Here is a 21,032-nt window from a genome sequence, read left to right on the forward strand (position 1 = left end):
ATTTATTCAGGCTTGATGTTATGAGCCTTTACTACTGCACTCCACTTAGCCGCTTCTGCTTTAATCAGTGCTGCAAAGTCTGCCGGTGTACCACCGCCAATTTCATTACCTTGCGCAAGCATCAATTCACGAAACTGGGGATCTTTTAATGCTTCGTTGGCCACTGCATTGAGTTTATCAATAATTGCTTTGGGTGTGCCTTTGGGGGCGACCAAACCTTGCCAATTGAGCACCTCAACTTTGGGGTAGCCAAGCTCGGTGAAGCTGGGGATATTAGGCAACAAGGGTGAACGTTTTTTGCTGGTAATAGCCAAGGCGCGTAATTTATCGCCTTTAATGCTTGGCATGGCTGAATACATTTGATCAAACATCATATCAACATTACCCGCCATTAAATCGGTTAGACCTGCAGACCCACTTTTATAAGGTACATGAATCATTGTTATACCGGCGCTATCCATAAATACTTCAGCTGAAAGTTGGTGGCTACCACCGATACCCCCAGAAGAAAAAGTCAGAACACCAGGCTTTGCTTTAGCCGCAGCAACAATATCTTGCACAGTTTTATAGGGCGATTTAGGATTAACCACTAAAACTAAAGGCCCTTTTTCGATTAATACAATCGGTACGAGATCGGCTTCAGGATCGTAGCGTAAATTACCAAATAAACTTTTATTAACGGCTAGGGGGGCAAAATTCCCCATGCCGATGGTGTACCCATCTGGCGCAGCCCGGGCAATAAATTCGGTACCAATATTACCGCCAGCACCAGCTTTATTTTCCACGATGATGCTTTGCTTCAAAATTGCGCTCATGCGCAGGGCAATTTGACGGCTACGTGAATCTGCACCGCCACCAGCACCATAAGGCACGATGAAATTAATCGGCTTAGTGGGATAGTCTGCTTGTGCATGACTAAGGCTGATATTGCAACTAGCACCGATTAAGCCCAGCGCAATGAAGGCAATTCGAACCCAAGGTAAATTGTTTAGTTTAGACATGTCATGCTCCACGTTTTGAAGGAATTGAGATTAGTACGTTCAAGTGAAATAGGAATAACTTAAATAATACCGAATAAACCGCATAGGGCGCCCAGCAAAATAAGCCATAAGGGGTGCCAAGGCGTTAGCAGCATGATAGCAAGGGTGCCCAGAGTAATGACATAAGCTACGACCCCATGATTAATTTGCCAGGATATTTGCCACGCGGAAGCAAGCACTAAACCAATTGCGAGGGCCGCCGCCGCATACTGAATAGCTTGCTGATGTTGCACATTTTTCATACTCTGAATATAGCGTTGTAACCAGAAAATAAGAATAGAAGAGGGCCAAGCAATAGCCAGAGTCGCCACTAAGGCTCCAAATACGCCGTAAACATGCCAACCAATTAAGGTGACAGTCATAAAGTTAGGGCCTGGGGCTGCTTGTGCAATGGCAAAATAGTTGGCAAAGGTTTGGGCATCAATCCAATGCTCTTGGTTGACTGATATATCGTAGAGCACGGGTAGTAAGGCATTGACGCCGCCAAAGGCAATTAAAGAAAAAGCCGAGAATTGAAGAAATAGACCGAGAAGGACGCTCATGGTTGCTTAACCTTACCCCACGCGAGCCACAAGCCCAGCGGCAGAGCGATAAGTACCACCCAGCCAAGCGCTAAGTGAAATACGGTTGCTGCGACAAACGTGACTGCTACCACAATGAACATCAGCGGATAGTGAAATTCATCGCGCATCATTTTGAAGCCAGTGGCGGCAATTAACCCTACGCCAACTGCAGAGATGCCACGCAAGACGCCTTGGACTGCAGTCAGGTAGCCGTACCGATCATAGAGTGCCGCTAACACCAATACCAAGCTGATTGGACCCAGCATCAAGCCTGCTACTGCGGCAATAGCACCTTTGACACCAGCAAAGCGTGAACCAATGCAAACGGCTAAATTCATAATATTAGGCCCAGGCACGATTTGACATATACCTAATATGGCGTTGAACTCATGCGCGGTTAACCATTTATTTTGTTCAACAACAGTCCTGCGCGCCCAAGGTAGCACGCCGCCAAAGCCCGATAATCCAATTTTGGTAAAGCCAATAAATAGTTGTTTGGGACTGACTGATTTCAAGTTAAGGCTTAAATGGATGCGGTAGGGGTTTGTTATCGAGCCAGGCCATTAAGGTTTGCGTGATGCCGTCAGCAAAGGCGGCAAAAATAGGTTCGGCAATAAAGCCTAAGTGGGGCGTAACTAATAAATTGGGGGTTTTACGCAAAGGATCACCAATAGGTAGTGGTTCAAGATCAAATACATCGATTGCGGCTTGACCTGGGTGACCGTAAGCCAAGGCCGCAGGCAGGGCTTGCATATCAATTAAGCTAGCGCGCGAGGTGTTCACCAGAATGGCATCGGATCGCATCAGAGCTAATTTTTCCGCGTTGATTAAACCTTTGGTATGAGGCCCAGCTACTAAATGCAGGCTGACGACTTTTGCGGTACTAAGTAGCTCATCAAGAGTGACAGATTTTGTGTTCTCAGCTGCTGCGCGCTCTACAGTCATGCGTGGGCTCCAAGTGACCACTTCCATGCCAAAGGCTTGGCCGACGCGGGCTACTCGACTACCAATCGCACCTAAACCAATAATGCCCAAGCGTTCGCCACTCAGCATTGGCAGAACAGATAGTGCGTCACGCCAGCCACCTTGGACGATTAACTGATTTTGTTCAAGTAGGCGTTTAGAAGCACCCAAAATTAAAGCCCAAGTTAATTCGGCAGTAGTTTCTTTTGATGGTCCACCAGGGGAACAAGCCATAGGAATATTGCGCTCGACTAGCGCAGTAGCTTCAAGAGTGCCATTACGCTCGCCAGTAAACATCAAAAATTTGAGTTTATTTAAGCGCTTGAGGAGGGCTTTATTTAAGGGCGCACGGTCGCGCACAATCGCAATGGCATCAGCATCTTTAATTACCTCAAAGAGCGCCTCATCGCGAAGCGGTTGATGATGGAAGCTTAGATTCGCACGTTGTTCAAGTGCATCCCAATTTGAGAAACGGCGAATGGCTTGCTCATAGTCACCTAGAATGACGATATTTGGACGCGTTTTCATCTGCATATTTCCTCTAGTGTTACGAAGGAATACTTAAGCGCAAGATGGTGTGTAAATCGGGCGCTTTACCCAGACTCCATAGTGCTGCAATTAATTGCTGGGTTTTTTCTTTGCCAATAATGGGCTCCGCCAAACTGGTAAATTTAGCTTCGAGTTGGGCATCGCTCATGGGATTTTCAATCGATCCAATTGCATGTTCAACAAACACATGCACTTGCTGCCCACTTTTTAAGAAGGCCGTGACATCAACTGCTGCTTCGCTGATTGAAGCATCAATCGTGGCATGAACTTTATCGCGCAAAGCAACGACATCGGCACGGGTAACGATGTCATCAGCATATTCACTTTCAGCGGCTTGACCAAAAATAAGCCCAACAGCACAACCATGATAAACACTAAATTTACCCTCAAGACCCCGCTGCGGGGTTTTCTTGCCAGTTAGTTCTAACACTAAAGGATGAACTTTTATTTCAAGGCGTTCTACTTCATCTGGCTTCACGCCTTGCGCTCTAAGTTGTACACACGCATCGATACTTGGATGAATCACAATGCCGCAAGCAAAAGGTTTATAGGTATTAAGGGAAATTTCAAATACCTTACCTAGACCGCGCTCGATTTCAGACCAATCGGCTTTGGTTGAAACGGTCTGGACATATCCTCGACCAGCCTCAAGCGCTTTACTGCTAGCAGTAAAGCCGTGTTTTGCTAATAAAGCTGAAAGTTGACCTGCTCGTGCCGCTCCACCAGGATGAAATGGTTTAGTCATCGTGCCAAATTGTTCCCGCATCCCAATGGGTTGCGAAGCGGCAATTCCGAGTGCCATGGTAGTTTGTTGGGCATTGAGCCCCATTAAGCGAGCACTCGCTGCGGCTGCGCCTAACATTCCAGTTGAGCTGGTAATGTGCCAACCACGATGGTAGTGATCGGGATACATACAATTACCAATCCGACATTCAACATCAATCCCTAAAACCAGCGCATCAATCAGCTTACGACCATTGGTATTAATATGTTCGCCTAAAGCCAAAATAGCGGAGGCTACGGGTCCAGCAGGATGAATCACAGTTTTTAAGTGGGTGTCGTCAAAGTCGAAGGTGTGCGAACTAATGCCATTAATTAGCGCCGCACCCGCCATATCAACCCGTTCTTTGCGGCCCAGAATAGTGGCTTGTGGGGCAGGTTGAAATTCTTGAATTGCCGCTAATGATGTGGCAACGCTTTCGTGTTGAGCTGCGCCAATTGCACAGCCGAGCCAGTTTAAAAAAGTGCGATGGGCTTCATGTTCGACTTCAGGAGTCCAGCCCCGACTGGGATGCTTGGCAACAAAATCAGCCAGAATTTGGGTAACAGGTGGGGCGTTAAGATCGGCTGCTGCTTGAATTGTGTTTGACATGATGGGTTCTAGCGCTTTATTTAATTATTTATTCGATTTCGATTTTTCGGTCTTTGACAACTTTAGTCCAGCGGGCAATGTCGTCGGCCATATAACGCCCAAATTGGCTGGATGACATGGGCATGACTACTAATGCTTCGCTGGTTAACTTCGCCGCAAACTCGGGATTATTTAAAACCTTATTCAATTCCATGTTTAATTTATTGACAAGAACTTCAGGCATTTTTGCGGGACCAACAATACCGTACCATTGTTGACCTTCAAACCCAGCGTAACCGAGCTCTTTAAAAGTGGGCACATTGGGAATCGCCGGGTTTCGGTTTGGGCCAGTTACGGCAAGCGGGCGAATTTTATCGGTATCAATATAGGGCAGCGCAGCAAAGAGTGCGGGAAACATCGCTTGGGTTTGCCCACCCATTAAATCAGTAAAAGCCGGAGCAATTCCTCGGTAAGGAATGTGAACTAAATAAATACCCGACTCATTCTTAAATTGTTCCATTGATAAATGCGTGAGAGTACCAGGGCCAGCTGAACCATAACTTAATTTAGCGGGATTTTTTTTAGCATAGGCAATAAATTCTTTCACGTTCTTTGCGGGTATGGACATGTTTAAAACGAGGACATTTGGAGTTGCGCCAATCATGCCAATCGGCGTGAAATCTTTAATTGCATCATAAGGAAGCTTGCGGACTGCAGGGTTAGTGCCATGGGTGCCGACATAACCAATCATCAGGGTGTAGCCGTCAGGAGCAGCTTTGGCAGTCGCTTGCGAGGCAATAATGCCGCCCCCGCCAGTGAGGTTCTCAACGATGATGGTTTGCCCTAAAGCATGACCTAAGCGTTCAGCCACAGTGCGGGCAATTTTATCAAGGCCGCCACCAGCAGCAACTGGTGCTAGCAAACGAATCGATTTATTAGGGTAGGGAGCAGGTTGTGCTAGCCCAGATAGGGACCAACCCAAAGTAAAACAGCCCAGCGCAACTATTTGTATAGATAAAAAAATCGGCGGTAGCCGATTAACTAGTTGGTTCATGAATTTATCCCCGAATATTATGCTTATTATGTTAATTATATTTCTTGTTCTATTTTTTTTTAAGACTTTGCTGAGAGCTAGAAATATTTACAAGGTTATTTTACTATTTTAATCCGTTGTTTGCGGATCGATTGCTCAAGACCAATAGTTGCAAGATTTGGCTCGAGTGCTTCACGTTCGTCGAAAACAAAACAGGTGCCCTGATAATGATTTGACCCGACTTCTTCAAAATACTTCAAGATCCCACCCTCTAATTGATAGCTATGTTGGGCACCTAATTCACGCATGTAGATACCCGATTTTTCACAGCGAATTCCGCCCGTACAAAAGCTGACGACGGTTTTATTTTGTAAGTCTGCAAGGTGCGGCTGAATTGCGGCAGGAAAGTCACTGAATTTTTCAAGCTGCAAGTTCAGGGCATTTATAAAAGTACCGTATTCCACTTCAAAGCCATTACGGGTGTCGAGCATGACTACTGGTCGACCCAGATCATCGGCACCACGATCTAGCCAAGCACATAACTGTTGAGGGGAAATAAATTGGGCGCGACCTTTTTTAGGTTGAATGGTGGGATGATTCATGCGGATAATTTCTGCTTTAATTTTGATCAGCAATCGACGAAACGGTTGCACATCAGACCAACTTTCTTTCGCTTCAATTTGGGCAAAGCGCGGATCATTCCGTAGCCAAGCGACAAAAGTACGCACGGCATTTTCAGTGCCCGCGAGAAATAAATTGATACCCTCAGGTGCAAGTAAGATGGTCCCCTTCAAATGAAGGCGCTCACACTCTGCCAAAGCGCTTTGGCGCAATTCGCTGGGATTTTCAATCTCCACAAATTGGTAACTAGCAATATTTAAAATGGGCGACATACCCTATTATCAAACAAGATGAATACTGACTATCGAGGGCGCACTGCGCTAGAGCGCGAAGGCGGTTAAACTGAGGCGCTTGCTTGCTGGCGAGGCTTAGTCTAAACAAGCCTATTGTCAACCCTAAGCGAGCCCAAACAAGGTATAAAGATCCGCAAAACGCTGTATTTAGGAGATGAGTATGAGTTACCGAAGCAAATTAAAAACCTGCCTTTTTAGCTTTATTTTTGGCCTTGCAGCTTGTTTGCTCGGGTTCAACGCCTTTAGCCAAACCAGTCGCATTGCTGCTGGCTTAGGCACTTGGCCGACCCAAAAACCAGTGCGTCTGATTGCGGTTTTTCCTCCTGGCGGTTCGGTTGATCAGGTGGCGCGAATTTTGGCGCCCGCTATTCAGGCTGAACTCAAACAAAATGTGATTGTGGAAAATATTGGTGGTGCTTCTGGCGTAATCGGTACTGGGGCGATGGTGCGCTCAGATCCTGACGGTTACACTTTTGCAATTGTTTTTGATACACATGGCGTGAATCCTAGTATCAAAGATAAATTACCCTACGACACCATCACTGACATTGCGCCAGTTACCTTAATTGGCACATCAGCTATGGTCTTGGTAGCTAGTAAAAACTCGGGAATTAAAACTTTTCAGCAATTAGTGGAAGAGTCGAAAGCCAAGAAAAAGTTTAACTATGGCTCAATTGGGGTCGGTAGCTTAGGGCATTTAGCCATTGCGCGTTTAGCCAAAACTGCAGGCTTTGATTGGGTACACGTACCTTATCGGGGGGGTGGGCCTTTAATGCAAGATATTCTGGGTGGCCAGGTGCCCCTTGCTATTGGCTCGGTGTTTTTAGTCAAGCCGCATATCGATAGCGGTGGTGTTATTCCTTTGGCAGTCACTACTACTAAACGTACTGCCGAATTACCGAAAGTTCCCACGATTGCAGAAAGTGGTTTCCCGGGATTTAATGCGCCAGCATGGTGGGCGGTATTAGCACCGGCTAAAACGCCACCAGCGATTGTGAATGCGATGAATCAAGCGGTTACTAAAGCGCTAAAAAGCCCAGCAGTCGCCGATAAATTGCGCGCTCAAGGCATTGAGATTGTGGCTGGCGGACCCGAAGCTACTAAAGATTGGATTGGTAAGCAGATTGCCCTATGGGGTAAGTTTGTGATCGAAAATGGTATTAAAGATACGCCTTAATTAATACCGTTCATTTAGTCACCTTAACTCTCCAGAAAGCTAGCTGATGACCAATCGCGCCATTAACTATCAACCACTTGATATCGCAGAGCCGGCTGAATTAGTGGCCGCAATTCGTAAACGTCGTGGCGGACAATTGATTAATTTAGACCGCATGCTTTTGCATAGCATTCCTGTGGCACGGGGCTGGAACGCATTTATTGGTGAAATTCGGGAAAATTTATCGCTGGATCCAAAGCTACGTGAATTAGCAATGTGTGGTGTGGCCGTGTTAAATGGTGCGGAGTATGAGTTTTTTCATCATGCTCCGCCATTTCGTAAAGCCGGCGGCACCGAAGAGCAAGTAGAGGCCCTACGTCACATTGGCGAGAGTAGCTTTCCACAAGAGCGTTTTAATGCAGTAGAACTTGATACTGTGAAGCTCACTTTACAAATGACGCGTGATGTAGTGGTGGATAAAACCGTTATCAACCATTTACAAAAAGCCTTAGGCAATACGGCAGTGGTGGAATTGGTAAGCGTGATCGCCGCCTACAATATGGTTTCACGTTTTCTCATCGCGCTTGATATTAACCCTGAAGATCATCCCCCCGCTTAAGCGCGACACTACATTTGCTCCCTGAGCGCTTCACAATATGGCAGTAAGCAATTAATATGCTTAACACTCCAATAAGCCAATGTGCAGTAATGACCCATTCGCGAGTATCGCCACTGCCGTAATAGAGTAATTGACCAGAGATCATTAGCACCATCAGGACTGTAGTGAAACCAAGTCCACTGAGAATATTTTTATTCAAATGCAGGCCAAGCCGAATATGTAGGGGCAGAGCGGCACCAAAAATAATCGTTACTGCCATTGCCGATACCCCATGCAAAATAAGTACCCATCGATTAGCCACAAAGCTAAGTTCAGTAGCCCATTCTTGAATAAGCAGATAGAGAAGACCGCTCCCCATGCAAATACAAAAACTAGGATAACTTAAGTGCCTCTGCCAGTTTGGCATCACCTTAAGAGTAGATTTTGTTAAAGACTGACTGGGCGACTTCATTTTTGGAGCAACTTTATTCATGGTAAAAAATCACAGGTTTAGCGCTAAATCGCTCAAAGCAGGGATGCCTTACATCATTTGAAAGTATCAATACCTTAGTTAAGGCATCGGCATGTACACACTGCGGCGCTATAACTGAATAGGAATGGGGTGAGTCACTTCGTAACCCTGCTGTAGGGTGAACAATGCCTTGACGTTCTGTTTGTGCTTGATCGTGGCGATAAAAATAATTAGCTGAACTAGCAACTGCACCATTTTGTAATTCACCTAACTCGATCAAACTTTGCCATTGATGCGGCAGGCGAATATAAATTTTTTGTCCACTTGCGCCAAATACTCTGAGGTCTCCTCCAGCATTTACACAACCTGCAGCAACCCCTTGTTGCAGTAAATTTTCGACCGCACAGTCGACCGCATACCCTTTTGCAATACCACCTAGATTTAAGCATAAAGGTCGTTTTGCATAAACTAGGCCATTGGGAAGAAATTCCAGATCAGCCAGATCACCAAAGGCTGCCCGCGCTTTTTTTAATTTAATGGTGCGCTGACCAATTCCGCAGTTAAATAAACCAGCAGAGTGCACAAAGATCTGTTGGGCAATTAATAAGATTGTCTTTAATTCAGTCGAGATGCTTAGTGGCCTTAAATGTACTAAGCGATTGAAATGTGAAAGCTCACTGTCGTCTGCATAAAAATTTAGTCTGCTCTGGATCTCGCTAATAGTAGTAAAAGCTTTTTCGATGCAGTATTTAAGATCGCGATATGCAATCGAATGTCCTGTGTAGGTATGCGCAGATATATCCACATAGGTGCCTAATAAGGGTTTACAGCGCTTTAAACTTCGCCAATCAGTTTGGTTCATTTAGTTGGCAACCTTAAGCGCTATTTCATAGAAATGCATCACCCGCTTTACACCATCAGTAATGTGCTTACTAGAAAGAGTAGCCCCTGAAATATTTTGGATATCGCGATTGAGTTTAAGCGGGTCTTGCGCTGTTTTACCTACAAATTGTTGGCGCCATTGCTGCTCAGCTACTTCATAGCCATATGATTCTCGGTACTCTAAAATTTCAACCCCCTGAATGCGTCCTGTAGAGCTTATACCAACGGCATAGCGAATCATTTCATGTTTGCCAACGACTTCATCGACTATAAGATAGTTACCTGCTTGATCATGCCAAATGTGCTCACCGCGAAAGGGGTAGTGCACCCCAGATATTTTTTTCATGCTGGCTTGAAGTGAAGAATGAATAATCATCGGCTGCAAAGTAAATTTCTTACTAGGAAAGATGATTTTTTGCGCTTGTTCGGCCGAGATATAAATCTTGGCGTGGGCGAGGCTAGCCCCACTAATAACGCTAGCCCCCGTCAAAAACATAATTGAACTAGGTTTCCAAAGCATGTTGCGATTTCTTAGCTAAATGGAAAACCAATTTTGGCAATAATTTCATTCGTGCCATGGCTATCCCAGACATTGCCTCCAGAGCACTCTGCCGTACCTTCACCCATGCATTGCCCATCTATTTGGTAACGCCAAGCAAGGGTGGCCCACCAATTTTTATCCGCATAGTGCAAATTGGGCCCAATGAAGTTGGCAGTTTGCACTTGGTTTTGCCAGAAATAGCTGTTGTAATCGGTGTGATATCGATACTCAATACCAGCTGACCATTTAGGCGCAAATCGGTAGCTTGCCCCGAGTAAAACATCAATTAACGATTCAGGAATGGTTTCGCCAGTCGATTTCAACTGCTCATTTTCTAAGACGAGGTTGCCGGCCAAAATTAAACGATCATCAATAAAGTTAGCTTGCACTAGAAGGCGCGACTCAAATGCATTTTTCAGTTTTCCTAAAGTAGGTTCTAAATAAATTCCCACGCCAATAGGTTGAGTAACAGGGTTGGTAATCCGCCAAATACCTTCTAATGAGCCGCCATCTAAGCCAGTTTTACCGTAGCCATCAAATTCATTGGCACTATCTGGAACCCCGTACCCAGAAGTACAAGAGACGGCATCACCACAAACCTCAGGATTAAGGTAATTTTGCGAGGCATCAACTGAATAGGCATTGAGATAAGCCGCCACTTGAATATCATCCGTTAGGCCGTATTCCAGCTCAGAACGCGAATACCAAAAATCGTATTTCCCGTTCGCTTGACCAGTTGTTAATTGCAAGCGTTGCTCAAACTCGAGGCTACCTTTGGGTTGTAAATCAAGGGTATAAATCCACCCAAATAGGCCTTCACCCGCACTTGCTAAACTACTGACTGAAATTAGGCCAGCACAGAGGTATTGTTTTAGGCCTAGCGGGAATGATTGTTTTCTTACTGCCATTATTTCTCCTTGGTGAATACGTTGATGAACTGAGTGGGTGAGGAGAAATTCTAAATGAGAACAATTATCAACTACATAATTGTGGGATTATTCGGATAAGAAAAAAAGAGGTTAAGCTATGCGCATGAAGCAAAAGGGAGGGCAGTAGTGATCCAAAAAATCGTCGCCAATACAGCCGAAGCAGTGAGAAATATTTTGGATGGCGCCACCATTCTGGTGTCAGGATTTGGAGGCGCAGGCCTACCATTTCAGCTTTTAGATGCCCTCCTCGAACAGGGCGCTAAAGACTTAACCATTGTGAGTAACAATGCTGGTAATGCGGGTTTGGGGATTGCTAAATTAATTGCTAATGGACGGGTACGCAAAATGATCTGTTCATTTCCACGTCAACCTGAATCTGGGGCTTTTGATGATTTATTTCGTGCTGGAAAAATTGAATTGGAATTAGTGCCACAAGGCACTTTAGCCGAGCGTATACGTGCTGGCGGTGCAGGTATAGGCGCTTTTTTCACCCCTACTGCTTATGGCACTGAACTAGCAGTTGGCAAAGAGATTAAAGAGATCAATGGTGTTCAACAAATTTTAGAAATGGCGATTCAAGCCGATTTCGCATTAATTAAAGCTGATCTAGGTGATCGTTGGGGCAATTTAACGTATCACGGTACAGGCCGTAATTTTGGGCCTGTCATGGCTACTGCCGCAACGTGCACGATTGCTCAGGTAAATCGGCTGGTGGAATTAGGAGAATTAAATCCCGAGACGATTATTACCCCCGGGATTTTTGTGAAGCGCGTGGTCTGTATCGGTGAACGGGAGAAAACATGACTCTCAAAATAAATTCAAGGCGGGGCTTAGCATGGATCTAAGTCAGCTTAAAAAGCGTAGTACTGCAGAGATTGCTAAACGCATCGTCGCAGACATACCCGATGGCGCAACGGTGAATTTAGGGATTGGTCAGCCAATGACTATTTCCAATTATTTACCGCCTGATCGCGAAATTATTTTGCATAGCGAAAATGGTTTGCTGGGTATGGGGCCTTTAGCTGTAGGCGAACAAATAGACGAAGAAATTGTTAATGCGGGTAAACAACCTGTCACGATGCTGCCTGGCGCATCATTGTTTCATCATGCTGATTCATTCGCCATGATTCGCGGAGGGCACATTGATATTTGTGTTTTAGGCGGCTTTCAGGTTTCAGTAGTAGGTGACTTAGCTAATTGGCGTACTGGCGATCCCAAGGCCATTCCAGCAGTAGGTGGAGCGATGGATTTAGCTTTAGGGGCAAAAAAATTATTTGTGATGATGGAACATCTGACTAAATCAGGTGTATCTAAGATTGTTAATACTTGTACCTACCCCATTACAGGGCTAGCCGTGGTTGATTGTATTTATACTGATTTAGCAACAATTTTAGTTACCCCAAGTGGGCTTGTTGCACTCGATTGGGTGGACGGTTTAAGCTTTGAGCAGTTGCGTGAACTCAGTGGAGTTGAGCTACGCAATGGCAAAAGCAGTTAAGTTGATGCAGATCAGAAGAGCGCGGCAGATTACATCATGAGACAAGAATATCGTTTTATATCCCTATTTACTTCGGGACTGGCTACTTTACTGGTCTTATGCGGTACTGCGGTATTCGCGGCGACCGATAACTCGACCTATCCATCGAAAACCATACGCTTGATTGTCGGGTTTTCTCCTGGCGGAGCAGCGGATACGGTAGGGCGCTCGTTAGCAGAAAATTTATCGTTACGCCTAGGTCAATCAGTCATTGTTGAAAACCGTGCAGGGGCCAATGGCAATATCGCTGCAGAATTAGTCGCGCGTTCAGCGCCTGATGGCTATGTTTTATATTTTCCTTCGATTGGCCAAGCAGTCAATGCTTCGCTGTATAAGAATCTCAATTACGATCCGATTAAAGACTTTACGGCAATTGGTAGCGTTTTTTCGGCGCCTAATATGTTCGTGGTGCCGATGAGTTCGCCCTATAAGACAGTGGGCGAGCTCATTACCGCAGCTAAAGCAAGCCCAGGCAAACTCACTTTTGCTTCTAGCGGTAATGGCACCTCAGTCCATTTATCGGCTGAACTTTTCATGAAAATGGCCAATATTGATTTAGTCCATATTCCCTACAAAGGAACTGGTAGTGCAATGGCCGATATTATTTCGGGGCAAGTAGATATGGCTTTCCCGAATTTACCCAGTGCATTACCGCAAGTGAAGGCTGGAAATTTACGGGCTTTGGGTGTTACTACCGCCAAGCGCTCCCCTGCAGCCCCCAATGTACCCACCATTGCAGAAGCAGGTGTACCTGGGTATGACATGGGCACATGGTATGGCTTAGTGGGTCCAGCGGGCTTGCCAGTAGAGATTCGGAATCGTTTAAATAAAGAACTACAACTGATTTTGGCTGATCCTAAATTTAAAGATAAATTAATTGCGCAAGGAGCTGATCCAATGCCAGGCACTCCAGAACAATTTACCCGCTTTATTTCCAGTGAAGTTGAGCGCTGGCGCAAGTTAATAGTGCAATCGAAAATTACCATTGAATAATTGCGCTGGTCCGCTAGGAATTACGAATGTCATCTAAATCAAACGCCTGCATTGTAGGTATTTATGAACACCCACTACGGGTAGCGCCTAATCATACGGTGGCGCAATTGCATGCTGAGGTAGCTCGAGGTGCGCTATTAGATGCAGGCTTAAGCTTAAATGATGTTGATGGCTACTTTTGTGCTGGCGATGCTCCAGGAATGGGCCCAGTGTCGATGGTCGATTATTTGGGCTTAAAAAAGGTTAACTATCTTGATTCAAGCGATATTGGTGGCGCTTCTTATTTAGCGCATGTAAATCATGCTGCTCGCGCAATCGCCCAAGGGCAGTGTAAGGTTGCCTTGATTACCTTAGCAGGCCGGCCTAAATCAGAGGGATCGAGCGGTACACAGGTGCGCAGTCAACATGCATCTGCGCCCGACTTTGCTTTTGAAAAACCCTACTCACCAGCGCCATTAAATACGTATGCGATGTGTGCCATGCGCCATATGTTCGAATTTGGCACTACCAGCGAACAGCTGGCGTGGATTAAAGTAGCCGCTTCAGCGCATGCGCAACATAATCCCCATGCTTTACTGCGGGAAGTGCTAACGGTAGAAGATGTTTTAAGCTCGCCAATGATTGCTGATCCCTTGCACCGAGCCGATTGTTGTGTGGTAACCGATAGCGGCGGCGCAGTAATTGTGGTGCATCCCGATATCGCTAAGTCATTAAAGCGCCCAGTAGTACAAATGCTGGGTGCTGCTGAATCGGCCAAAGGACAAATGGGTGGCAAGGTCGATTTAACCTATTCTGGTGTAGCTTGGACTGGCCCTCGCGCGTTTGCAGAAGCCGGTATAACGCCAAAGCAAATTCGGTATGCCTCGATTTACGATAGTTTTACTATCACCGTATTAATTCAGTTAGAAGATTTAGGTTTTTGTAAAAAAGGCGAAGGTGGTCGTTTTGTCGAGTACGGCCAGTTAATCGCTGGTAAAGGTTCGCTAGCTTTTAATACTGATGGTGGTGGCTTATGCAACAACCATCCAGCCAATCGAGGCGGTATGACGAAGATCATTGAGGCAGTGCGCCAATTGCGCGGTGAAGCCCATCCGGCAGTGCAAATTCCGAATCTGGAATTTGCTTTAGCCTCTGGCATTGGCGGCGCTCTGGGAACGCGCCACGGCGCAGCCACCTTAATTATGGGCAGAGTGTCATGAGCAATATTTTGAATGTACCCTTGCCAAGCCCAGTGATTAATGCCGAAAATAAGCCTTTTTGGGAGGCGGCTCAAGATGGGCGTTTACTACTAAAAATGTGCTCAGCTTGCAATGAACCCCATTTTTATCCGCGAACGATTTGTCCGCATTGTGGCAGTGATCAAACCCGTTGGGTTGAGTCGAGTGGTAAAGGCGAAATTTATTCGTTTACCGTCATGCGCCGTGGCGTAGAGGTACCATTTGCCATGGCTTATGTGACCTTAGAAGAGGGTATCAAAATGCTAACGCATATTACCAATTGTGATTTTGATGCAATTTATATTGGTCAACCGGTTAAGGTGGTGATGCAAGAAACCCAAGAAGGTCAGAAAGTACCGTTGTTTGAACCCATTGCCTGATAAGTCTACCGTTACTTGGCTTGAGGGCGATCAAAGCCACTCGGCACTTTGGCATTCAGAAAATCGACTGCTGCCCCCTAAAAAAATGGTGCTGGCAGACGATACAATCCCCGCAGACGATGCGTATCGGCTAGCTTGTGAGGGGACTGCATTATTATGGCGGGGCGACTTTCAAAATGCCCGGCAACTTTTACAAGCAATTGCGCGGCGCATTGATCGCCCACGGAAGAAAAAACGTGTTTCCAAAAAGAATGTGCAGGAGAAGCTGCATGACAAATTGCCAGTTGCAATAACAAATGATGTATTTAATCTGCATCGCCTAGCGCAATCACAGCGTGCGAGAACTTTAGGTCAGATCATAATTCGGGTTGACCCAAATCACCAGATTGCATTACGCCGAGCACCATTAGTTGCAGAAGCTTGCTTTGAGGCTTTCGGGGAAATCAATGCGTCTTACCTCATTTCCTTACGCGAATTATTGGGTTTAGTAGGTGCCCATGAATGGCGTAAAAAAGGGGTAGTAATTAAGGCTTTAGACGCCAATGGCACGCAACGTATTTATCCCCATTACGGTGTTTTTTCCCCGATTCGCGGTGAATATCTTGAGTTGGTGGCAAATGCTGTGCTACCAAAAGCGCTTAGCTTGAATTCCACAGCATTCGATATTGGTACAGGAACGGGCGTGCTCGCTGCCATTTTGGCAAAGCGTGGCATTGAAAAAATTATTGCCACTGAGATTGATGCGCGTGCCTTAATCTGCGCACAAGAAAATCTCTTACAGTTGGGCTTAAGCGAGCAGGTGACCGTAGCTGAGTACGATTTATTTCCGCCAAGTAAAGCAGCCCTCATCGTTTGTAATCCGCCGTGGATTCCAGCACGCCCGAGTTCTGCATTAGAGCGCGCTATTTACGATCCCGATAGTCAAATGTTACGCGTGTTTATCAATGGCTTAGCTGCGCATTTAGAAACAAATGGCGAAGGGTGGTTGATTCTTTCCGATATAGCTGAACACTTAGGTTTACGCTCGCAGGCAGAGTTAATGACGTGGATTGAAAATGCAGGCTTAGTGGTTCTGGGAAAAGAATCCATCAAGCCACGTCATCCCAAGATAAGTGACGCAACAGATCCGCTACATGCTGCGCGCTCTGCTGAGATCACTAATTTGTGGCGCTTGGGAGTATTGACTAAACCTTAGGCGTCAACTGTTTTCATGAGTCAAGCTAGCAAATGCTTTAGGGGCAACTCATGGCTTGTGTTGCTCCAAATACAACTGAGCTAAATCCTCCAGTACAGGCATACGAGTCATTGTAAGGATCCTTAGCTGGTGAATAGTCTGCATTTAGGACCCAAGTCATAATTCCATTTTTACCATTTAGTGGCGCTTTATTAATCTCGGCGGCTAGTGCACTGAGAATAGTTTGATCGCTGTAAGCGGCAGACGAAGGTGGTTGCCAGATCGTATAAGTTCCAGCCGCACCGCGAATCGAAGGTAAGCCAATGGCATATTGAGTAGTGCTCGGAATACATAAAGGCGTGCCAGTAGAGCCTGCACAACTTGTTTTGATTAGATTATTAAATGCAGTTGCTAGCTGACCAATAATACAGGTTTGGGTTTCAGCACACTGGCCGATATTAACTGCACCCGGCCCAGTGTTATAGGCCTGAGCAAAAATATAGTCCACATTACCGCTGGCTATAGCAGCGCCGTAGTCGTTAGAGGTGCTCCCCGAGCTTAAATATAATGCCGAGCTAACTCCTGTAACTCCATTTGGAGCAGCTGGATCTACGTTAGGCGCATTCCAAGGTGCAGCTTGCACAGGTCCCGCAATGGGTTGCGGCGCAATTGAAACTAAGAACCCAGCCTGCTTAAAGCCAGCTGCTAAGGCTGAAATGGTCGCTGCACTAATGCCATTCTCTAAATCTAAATCAACCCCTACTACTTGATTTGCTTTGGGGAGCGTAGCATTAAGCGCTTTAATTCCTGCACTAACATTGCTCACTACCGTTGCGGTATTGCTGAGGGTTGCGCTCGAGCCATTTTGACCGCCAATGCTAATAAAAGTTTTTGATCCCACACTTTGTTTTGGTGCCGCGCTTGTAATAGCGCTGATTAGCGCAGAATCTAAGACCGGAGAAGTTAAGCCAGACTGCACAAATGCATAAATCAGAATGTCGGGTGCAGCAAACCCCGCAGTTGGAATCCCTGCAAATGTATTTGCAAATGCATCAACGTAAGCTACGCGCAGAATTGAGCCTGCGGGAACTGATGAGAAGGAGTTCCCCACTTTATCGATTGCTGCCATGGTTGGGGATATCGAAGTGCGAGCACTAGTATTAGAACTGGCTACACTCGCAGCAGGCGCAACAGCACTAGCGGAAGTCACTCCAGTACCCGTGCCACCAGAGGCCACATCATTGCCACCACCGCACGAAGCTAAAACGATGACGGCAGAAACGCACATAGTCATTTTTTTGAGGATGGGCAGCATAGTCAATTTCCTATTAAAAGAGAAGCACTATTTATGCTGAAACCCCGAAACAGTCGCACTGTATATTCAGCACGACTGTTGAGATGAGGAGGCGCTAAGTTTTTAACTGGGATTTGTTAAAGCACATGTCCCAGCCCCAACATTGATGACGATTGATGCTTTAGTATTAGGCCGAAAATTAGCCGCGGGCAGGGGCAAGCTGCTACAGAGGGTTCCCGCTGCGCCATTAGTTGGGTTTGAAGTGGTCACATCGACAGCACTTCCATAAGTACCGATACTAATTCTGGGAATGACTACTTGCGCTGCAGTGCTGGGAAATGCACTATTTAAACCACTACTAACCAGAGGCAGTTTAGCTGCTGTAGTGCCAACGGTAACTGTTGCGCCTGGCGCAATTGCAATATTCCCTGCGCCGATATAGTAATACGCACTATAGTCAGGCGCCTGAAGAATGACGGAAGCATAGGTGCTCCCAGTATTTTGAATGGTCATTGTAAAAGCTGCGGGAGCCGCGCCGGCTGTACAAGCCACACCAATTGTGCCATCTGCTGCTGAACTATAGCCCGAAACCAGTTGCACTCCCGCCGCCTTGGCAATGGTAGGAAGATAGCTGATAAATTTAGCTATCCGATCGTTTCTTTCGGCAATAGCCGTGGCTCCTCCTGCTGGGTTTGGGCCACATTCAATGCCCCCATTAATAACTTTAATAGATTGCCCAAAAGGATCACTTGCAGCATAAGTGCTGGAAGCGGCTTTAAATCCATCAACTGGGCGAAGTGCTTGGAGTCCCGTTGAGTCATCCGACCAAAACCAGACTGCTGAGTCAAATAAAAGATTATTAGTAAAGTTTGGCGCACCACTTCCTAAAATTTTATCCGGGTTTGCATAGACCCCATTACCTGTGTCATATACCTTATAGTTATAGTCATGCGAAATTTGTAGAGCTCCTCTGCCATAGTAGCAATTTGTACCGGTTCCACCATAGGGAACTTGGCAACCAGCATAGCTACCAGAAAATACCCCTTGTCCATTTGTACTCCAATTGGTGGGGGATCCTGGGCTGTAGCCACCTAATTCAGTCATATATACAAAAAGACCCGATTCATGAGCTGCATTGGCCAAGAACCCAGCAAAATTATAAACTTGCTGAACAGAATCTTGCCCGGCAAATACGTTATGGAAGGCTAGCGCATCGGATAGCGATTGCGCAGTGTACCCAGCAGGATTACTCGGAAATATTTGTTGGTAAGCCTGCATTACCCACGCTGGTGTTGGGTCGCCAATCTTATCCATCGCCGCCTTAGTGGCAGTGACGGAGGTTGGTGCAGTATTAGTCACCGCACTAGCGGAGGTCACTCCAGTACCCGTGCCACCGGAAGCGACATCATTACCGCCACCACAAGAGGCTAAAGTTATTACAGCGGTAGCGCAGATAAAAAGACGTTTTATTAGAGTTTTCATTTGGATTGATCTCGTTTAATGGATGCTTTTTAAGTTTAAAGGACTGATTGGATCTTACTCCAGCAATAAAGTAGGAAAAACGGTAATAGTGCCGGTTTAAATAAAAATTATTAAATTAGAATTTATAACCTACCCCAACAAGGGCATTGGTTGCATTAATACTAACGGTACCAGTCGCATTGCTAGCTAAGTTTTGGTTGCCGTAGCTGGTATAGTTAATTTCACCAAAGCCATACCAATTACCCGTAATAATTTGACGATACCCTAGACCCAAAGAATAGCCAGTAAAGGTATCGGTTTGTTCAGCCTTATATTGGGCACTAGCATAGCCAATTTTGGCGTAGGCTAATTTTTCTTTATCAATAGCCCAAGCTGGTGAGATAAAAATATTATAAGAATTTTGTTTTTTCACGCCTTGCTGCTCAGTGTATTTAGCGCTGGGAATGGTTACGCTGTAATTAGTAGAAGGGCTCTCAATGGGAGAATACTCAGCGCCAATACCCAAGAGAAAGGCGTTCGTGATCGGAAAGTAATAGCCCGCTGCGACTGTGCCAGTAAAGTAATTGAGATTACTAGAAGAGACTGAATAGGTGTAGGGGGTGCCAGTAACAGTACCACCTGAAAAGCTCGGGGCAGAGGATTCATAACCAATACCAATTTGGCCATAAAACCCTTGAAAAACTGATTGTGCGAAAGCACTGGGTGCGATTAATGCGCTAGCCAGTGCTGTGGTGATGATGAGCTGTTTAGTTTTCATGGGGCCCCTGTTTTTTATTAATAAATTTGAATGTATGACAACATTAGCATTGGTACTTGATCAATTTATTAAATACTAAACCCAATCATTTACCAATATAGTAGGGTTTTCCCTTACATCTCAGCAACTGGGCCAGGATTCGCCATAAATTAACTGCCCTATATATGCATGTTAATCCTGCGCTCGCTAAATGAACTTAGTTTGATTTTTAAATCAAACGAACGGTTTATTCATCGTCATCGGCAGGTAATGCAATCTCCTGGCTTAAAACGATTGCTTTGCCGTGAATCTGGATCAACCCTTTCATTTCCAAGCTATGCAATACCTTCCCAACCATTTCTCTAGAAGCGCCCACAACTTCTGCAATATCTTGTCTTGAAGCCTCATCAACATATGCCCGCTTATCACCCATTGGCTTGGCTGTCATGATTAGAAAATCAGCAACGCGCTGGTAAACACTTAACAAAGCAAGGCTACTGATCTTGTGATCTGCGGCACGAAGATAGTGAACCATAGTATGTAGTAATTCTAAAACCAAATTAGGATTTTTTTTAAGACACTTTTGAAATTCAATTTTACTTAATAATAATATTTCCGTATCTTTGGTTGTCATCACCGAAGCCAAACCCTTGCTATTGTCTAATAACCCCATATGCCCAAAGAAGTCTCCTTTATGTAACTTGGTAATAATAATTTCTTTCTGTTTTTTATCATTCATGAAGACTTTTACTTCACCACTAATAATTGCATAAAGATTATTGGCATGCTCACCAGCAGAAATAATAAGATATTCTTTTGGAAATTTTTTCCTAGCCGTTGCCCTCGAAAGTAAAGTTAAGCTATCTTCAGATAACAAAGAAAAAAGAGGGATGTTTTGCAGTAGTAAATTTGAAACTGTCGGTGAGAGTGTCATCAGTTAAAGTCTCCGCAAATTACTATAAATTTTAGGCGGCGAAAAGAGTCACCCTTCAATTATTCAGGATAAATTAACTGGCTTTTAGGCGCAATTAATACCCCTTTGGAAATAGTTTAGCAAAAATTTACTTTACTAAAGTGGATCTTAAAATTAATTAAAAAATCAACATAATTCTTAAAATCGGTACTATTACCGCCCAAAATAATTCATTTCTTGATAGAGCTTATAAGGGTCTATTAGACTTGGCTAAGCGGGCGAATCCTTGCGCCTAATTAAATCAAGAAGAATGCG

23 protein-coding genes are annotated in these 21,032 nt (G+C 45.3%); 8 read left to right on the top strand and 15 right to left on the bottom strand.

Translation table 11 applies throughout. The annotated features are described in order from the left end of the window. Nucleotides 1-2: 2 nt before the first annotated feature. The 7 genes from LZT21_RS08345 to LZT21_RS08375 all read right to left on the bottom strand — a co-directional run bounded on the left by LZT21_RS08345 (nt 3) and on the right by LZT21_RS08375 (nt 6,392). Nucleotides 3-1,001, bottom strand: coding sequence for a tripartite tricarboxylate transporter substrate binding protein (locus tag LZT21_RS08345; RefSeq protein WP_233990233.1), 999 nt, complete (start codon nt 999-1,001; stop codon nt 3-5). A gap of 59 nt (nt 1,002-1,060) precedes the next feature. Next, entirely contained in the window at nt 1,061-1,582 is a 522-nt protein-coding gene (locus LZT21_RS08350) for a chromate transporter (RefSeq protein ID WP_233924144.1), read from the bottom strand. Next, nucleotides 1,579-2,118: a chromate transporter gene (locus LZT21_RS08355; protein ID WP_233924145.1), complete on the bottom strand. Its 540-nt coding sequence runs from the start codon at nt 2,116-2,118 to the stop codon at nt 1,579-1,581. The genes LZT21_RS08350 and LZT21_RS08355 overlap by 4 nt, the downstream gene beginning before the upstream one ends. A 1-nt stretch (nt 2,119) precedes the next feature. Further along, the gene (locus LZT21_RS08360; RefSeq protein ID WP_233990234.1) at nt 2,120-3,094 is read right to left on the bottom strand and encodes a D-2-hydroxyacid dehydrogenase family protein; all 975 of its coding nucleotides are present in this window, start codon (nt 3,092-3,094) and stop codon (nt 2,120-2,122) included. A gap of 19 nt (nt 3,095-3,113) precedes the next feature. Then, nucleotides 3,114-4,487 (bottom strand): MmgE/PrpD family protein, encoded by a 1,374-nt coding sequence (locus LZT21_RS08365; protein WP_233924147.1) that lies wholly within the window; start codon nt 4,485-4,487, stop codon nt 3,114-3,116. A gap of 28 nt (nt 4,488-4,515) precedes the next feature. Then, on the bottom strand, nt 4,516-5,520 hold the full coding sequence (locus LZT21_RS08370; RefSeq protein WP_233924148.1) for a tripartite tricarboxylate transporter substrate binding protein: 1,005 nt from the start codon (nt 5,518-5,520) through the stop codon (nt 4,516-4,518). Between the two features lie 95 nt (nt 5,521-5,615). Beyond that, complete coding sequence (locus LZT21_RS08375) at nt 5,616-6,392, bottom strand: sulfurtransferase (RefSeq protein ID WP_233924149.1); 777 nt, start codon at nt 6,390-6,392, stop codon at nt 5,616-5,618. A 181-nt stretch (nt 6,393-6,573) separates the two neighbouring features. On the opposite strand from LZT21_RS08375, the gene LZT21_RS08380 reads away from it, so the two are divergent. Together LZT21_RS08380 and LZT21_RS08385 are read left to right on the top strand one after the other, a co-directional pair. After that, a complete protein-coding gene (locus LZT21_RS08380) occupies nt 6,574-7,590 on the top strand; it encodes a tripartite tricarboxylate transporter substrate binding protein (protein WP_233924150.1) in 1,017 nt (338 codons plus the stop codon). A 46-nt stretch (nt 7,591-7,636) separates the two neighbouring features. After that, nucleotides 7,637-8,188 (top strand): carboxymuconolactone decarboxylase family protein, encoded by a 552-nt coding sequence (locus LZT21_RS08385; RefSeq protein WP_233990236.1) that lies wholly within the window; start codon nt 7,637-7,639, stop codon nt 8,186-8,188. On the opposite strand, the gene LZT21_RS08390 is transcribed toward LZT21_RS08385, so the two are convergent. From LZT21_RS08390 to LZT21_RS08405, 4 genes are read right to left on the bottom strand one after another with little or no spacing between them, the layout of a single operon-like run. Further along, nucleotides 8,160-8,660 (bottom strand): hypothetical protein, encoded by a 501-nt coding sequence (locus LZT21_RS08390; protein ID WP_233937264.1) that lies wholly within the window; start codon nt 8,658-8,660, stop codon nt 8,160-8,162. The genes LZT21_RS08385 and LZT21_RS08390 overlap by 29 nt on opposite strands. Next, on the bottom strand, nt 8,653-9,501 hold the full coding sequence (locus tag LZT21_RS08395) for an FAD:protein FMN transferase (RefSeq protein WP_233937265.1): 849 nt from the start codon (nt 9,499-9,501) through the stop codon (nt 8,653-8,655). The genes LZT21_RS08390 and LZT21_RS08395 overlap by 8 nt, the downstream gene beginning before the upstream one ends. Then, the gene (locus tag LZT21_RS08400) at nt 9,502-10,041 is read right to left on the bottom strand and encodes an FMN-binding protein (protein ID WP_233990238.1); all 540 of its coding nucleotides are present in this window, start codon (nt 10,039-10,041) and stop codon (nt 9,502-9,504) included. 11 nt (nt 10,042-10,052) lie between these two features. Then, the gene (locus LZT21_RS08405; protein WP_233924155.1) at nt 10,053-10,970 is read right to left on the bottom strand and encodes a DUF6662 family protein; all 918 of its coding nucleotides are present in this window, start codon (nt 10,968-10,970) and stop codon (nt 10,053-10,055) included. A 147-nt stretch (nt 10,971-11,117) separates the two neighbouring features. Here LZT21_RS08405 and LZT21_RS08410 point away from each other — a divergent pair, with 147 nt between their 5' ends. Genes LZT21_RS08410 through LZT21_RS08435 form a run of 6 tightly spaced genes read left to right on the top strand, consistent with a single transcriptional unit; the run spans nt 11,118 to nt 16,313 of the window. Continuing rightward, the gene (locus LZT21_RS08410; protein WP_233990240.1) at nt 11,118-11,795 is read left to right on the top strand and encodes a 3-oxoacid CoA-transferase subunit A; all 678 of its coding nucleotides are present in this window, start codon (nt 11,118-11,120) and stop codon (nt 11,793-11,795) included. Nucleotides 11,796-11,826: 31 nt separating this feature from the next. Further along, nucleotides 11,827-12,489, top strand: coding sequence for a 3-oxoacid CoA-transferase subunit B (locus LZT21_RS08415; protein ID WP_233990241.1), 663 nt, complete (start codon nt 11,827-11,829; stop codon nt 12,487-12,489). A 36-nt stretch (nt 12,490-12,525) separates the two neighbouring features. Then, nucleotides 12,526-13,521 (top strand): tripartite tricarboxylate transporter substrate binding protein, encoded by a 996-nt coding sequence (locus LZT21_RS08420; protein WP_233990243.1) that lies wholly within the window; start codon nt 12,526-12,528, stop codon nt 13,519-13,521. Between the two features lie 26 nt (nt 13,522-13,547). After that, nucleotides 13,548-14,720: a thiolase domain-containing protein gene (locus tag LZT21_RS08425; RefSeq protein WP_233990245.1), complete on the top strand. Its 1,173-nt coding sequence runs from the start codon at nt 13,548-13,550 to the stop codon at nt 14,718-14,720. Beyond that, nucleotides 14,717-15,118 carry a Zn-ribbon domain-containing OB-fold protein gene (locus LZT21_RS08430; protein WP_233990247.1) on the top strand — a complete coding sequence of 134 codons (402 nt, stop codon included), beginning with the start codon at nt 14,717-14,719 and terminating at the stop codon, nt 15,116-15,118. Before LZT21_RS08425 ends, LZT21_RS08430 begins: the two co-directional genes overlap by 4 nt. Further along, nucleotides 15,111-16,313: a class I SAM-dependent methyltransferase gene (locus LZT21_RS08435; RefSeq protein ID WP_233990366.1), complete on the top strand. Its 1,203-nt coding sequence runs from the start codon at nt 15,111-15,113 to the stop codon at nt 16,311-16,313. The genes LZT21_RS08430 and LZT21_RS08435 overlap by 8 nt, the downstream gene beginning before the upstream one ends. A 37-nt stretch (nt 16,314-16,350) precedes the next feature. Here LZT21_RS08435 and LZT21_RS08440 read toward each other — a convergent pair whose 3' ends face one another. The 4 genes from LZT21_RS08440 to LZT21_RS08455 form a co-directional block, all read right to left on the bottom strand. Further along, nucleotides 16,351-17,607 (bottom strand): glycoside hydrolase family 18 protein, encoded by a 1,257-nt coding sequence (locus tag LZT21_RS08440; protein ID WP_233924161.1) that lies wholly within the window; start codon nt 17,605-17,607, stop codon nt 16,351-16,353. A 102-nt stretch (nt 17,608-17,709) separates the two neighbouring features. Next, a complete protein-coding gene (locus tag LZT21_RS08445) occupies nt 17,710-19,068 on the bottom strand; it encodes a chitinase (protein ID WP_233990249.1) in 1,359 nt (452 codons plus the stop codon). Nucleotides 19,069-19,183: 115 nt separating this feature from the next. Then, entirely contained in the window at nt 19,184-19,825 is a 642-nt protein-coding gene (locus tag LZT21_RS08450; protein WP_233924163.1) for an outer membrane protein, read from the bottom strand. A 226-nt stretch (nt 19,826-20,051) separates the two neighbouring features. Next, nucleotides 20,052-20,738: a Crp/Fnr family transcriptional regulator gene (locus LZT21_RS08455; protein ID WP_233924164.1), complete on the bottom strand. Its 687-nt coding sequence runs from the start codon at nt 20,736-20,738 to the stop codon at nt 20,052-20,054. Nucleotides 20,739-21,032 lie beyond the last annotated feature (294 nt).

This window comes from Polynucleobacter sp. IMCC 30228 (genome assembly GCF_021395205.1).
Classification (GTDB): domain Bacteria; phylum Pseudomonadota; class Gammaproteobacteria; order Burkholderiales; family Burkholderiaceae; genus Polynucleobacter.

What these genes read in the sequence shown, in the direction of transcription:
- LZT21_RS08400 (WP_233990238.1), bottom strand. Translation starts at nt 10,041, where the DNA reads ATGCTTTGGAAACCTAGTTCAATTATGTTTTTGACGGGGGCTAGCGTT.
- LZT21_RS08370 (WP_233924148.1), bottom strand. Translation starts at nt 5,520, where the DNA reads ATGAACCAACTAGTTAATCGGCTACCGCCGATTTTTTTATCTATACAA.
- LZT21_RS08420 (WP_233990243.1), top strand. Translation starts at nt 12,526, where the DNA reads ATGAGACAAGAATATCGTTTTATATCCCTATTTACTTCGGGACTGGCT.
- LZT21_RS08350 (WP_233924144.1), bottom strand. Translation starts at nt 1,582, where the DNA reads ATGAGCGTCCTTCTCGGTCTATTTCTTCAATTCTCGGCTTTTTCTTTA.
- LZT21_RS08445 (WP_233990249.1), bottom strand. Translation starts at nt 19,068, where the DNA reads ATGAAAACTCTAATAAAACGTCTTTTTATCTGCGCTACCGCTGTAATA.
- LZT21_RS08395 (WP_233937265.1), bottom strand. Translation starts at nt 9,501, where the DNA reads ATGAACCAAACTGATTGGCGAAGTTTAAAGCGCTGTAAACCCTTATTA.
- LZT21_RS08425 (WP_233990245.1), top strand. Translation starts at nt 13,548, where the DNA reads ATGTCATCTAAATCAAACGCCTGCATTGTAGGTATTTATGAACACCCA.
- LZT21_RS08380 (WP_233924150.1), top strand. Translation starts at nt 6,574, where the DNA reads ATGAGTTACCGAAGCAAATTAAAAACCTGCCTTTTTAGCTTTATTTTT.
- LZT21_RS08365 (WP_233924147.1), bottom strand. Translation starts at nt 4,487, where the DNA reads ATGTCAAACACAATTCAAGCAGCAGCCGATCTTAACGCCCCACCTGTT.
- LZT21_RS08450 (WP_233924163.1), bottom strand. Translation starts at nt 19,825, where the DNA reads ATGAAAACTAAACAGCTCATCATCACCACAGCACTGGCTAGCGCATTA.
- LZT21_RS08455 (WP_233924164.1), bottom strand. Translation starts at nt 20,738, where the DNA reads ATGACACTCTCACCGACAGTTTCAAATTTACTACTGCAAAACATCCCT.
- LZT21_RS08405 (WP_233924155.1), bottom strand. Translation starts at nt 10,970, where the DNA reads ATGGCAGTAAGAAAACAATCATTCCCGCTAGGCCTAAAACAATACCTC.
- LZT21_RS08385 (WP_233990236.1), top strand. Translation starts at nt 7,637, where the DNA reads ATGACCAATCGCGCCATTAACTATCAACCACTTGATATCGCAGAGCCG.
- LZT21_RS08390 (WP_233937264.1), bottom strand. Translation starts at nt 8,660, where the DNA reads ATGAATAAAGTTGCTCCAAAAATGAAGTCGCCCAGTCAGTCTTTAACA.
- LZT21_RS08440 (WP_233924161.1), bottom strand. Translation starts at nt 17,607, where the DNA reads ATGCTGCCCATCCTCAAAAAAATGACTATGTGCGTTTCTGCCGTCATC.
- LZT21_RS08360 (WP_233990234.1), bottom strand. Translation starts at nt 3,094, where the DNA reads ATGAAAACGCGTCCAAATATCGTCATTCTAGGTGACTATGAGCAAGCC.
- LZT21_RS08345 (WP_233990233.1), bottom strand. Translation starts at nt 1,001, where the DNA reads ATGTCTAAACTAAACAATTTACCTTGGGTTCGAATTGCCTTCATTGCG.
- LZT21_RS08375 (WP_233924149.1), bottom strand. Translation starts at nt 6,392, where the DNA reads ATGTCGCCCATTTTAAATATTGCTAGTTACCAATTTGTGGAGATTGAA.
- LZT21_RS08415 (WP_233990241.1), top strand. Translation starts at nt 11,827, where the DNA reads ATGGATCTAAGTCAGCTTAAAAAGCGTAGTACTGCAGAGATTGCTAAA.
- LZT21_RS08430 (WP_233990247.1), top strand. Translation starts at nt 14,717, where the DNA reads ATGAGCAATATTTTGAATGTACCCTTGCCAAGCCCAGTGATTAATGCC.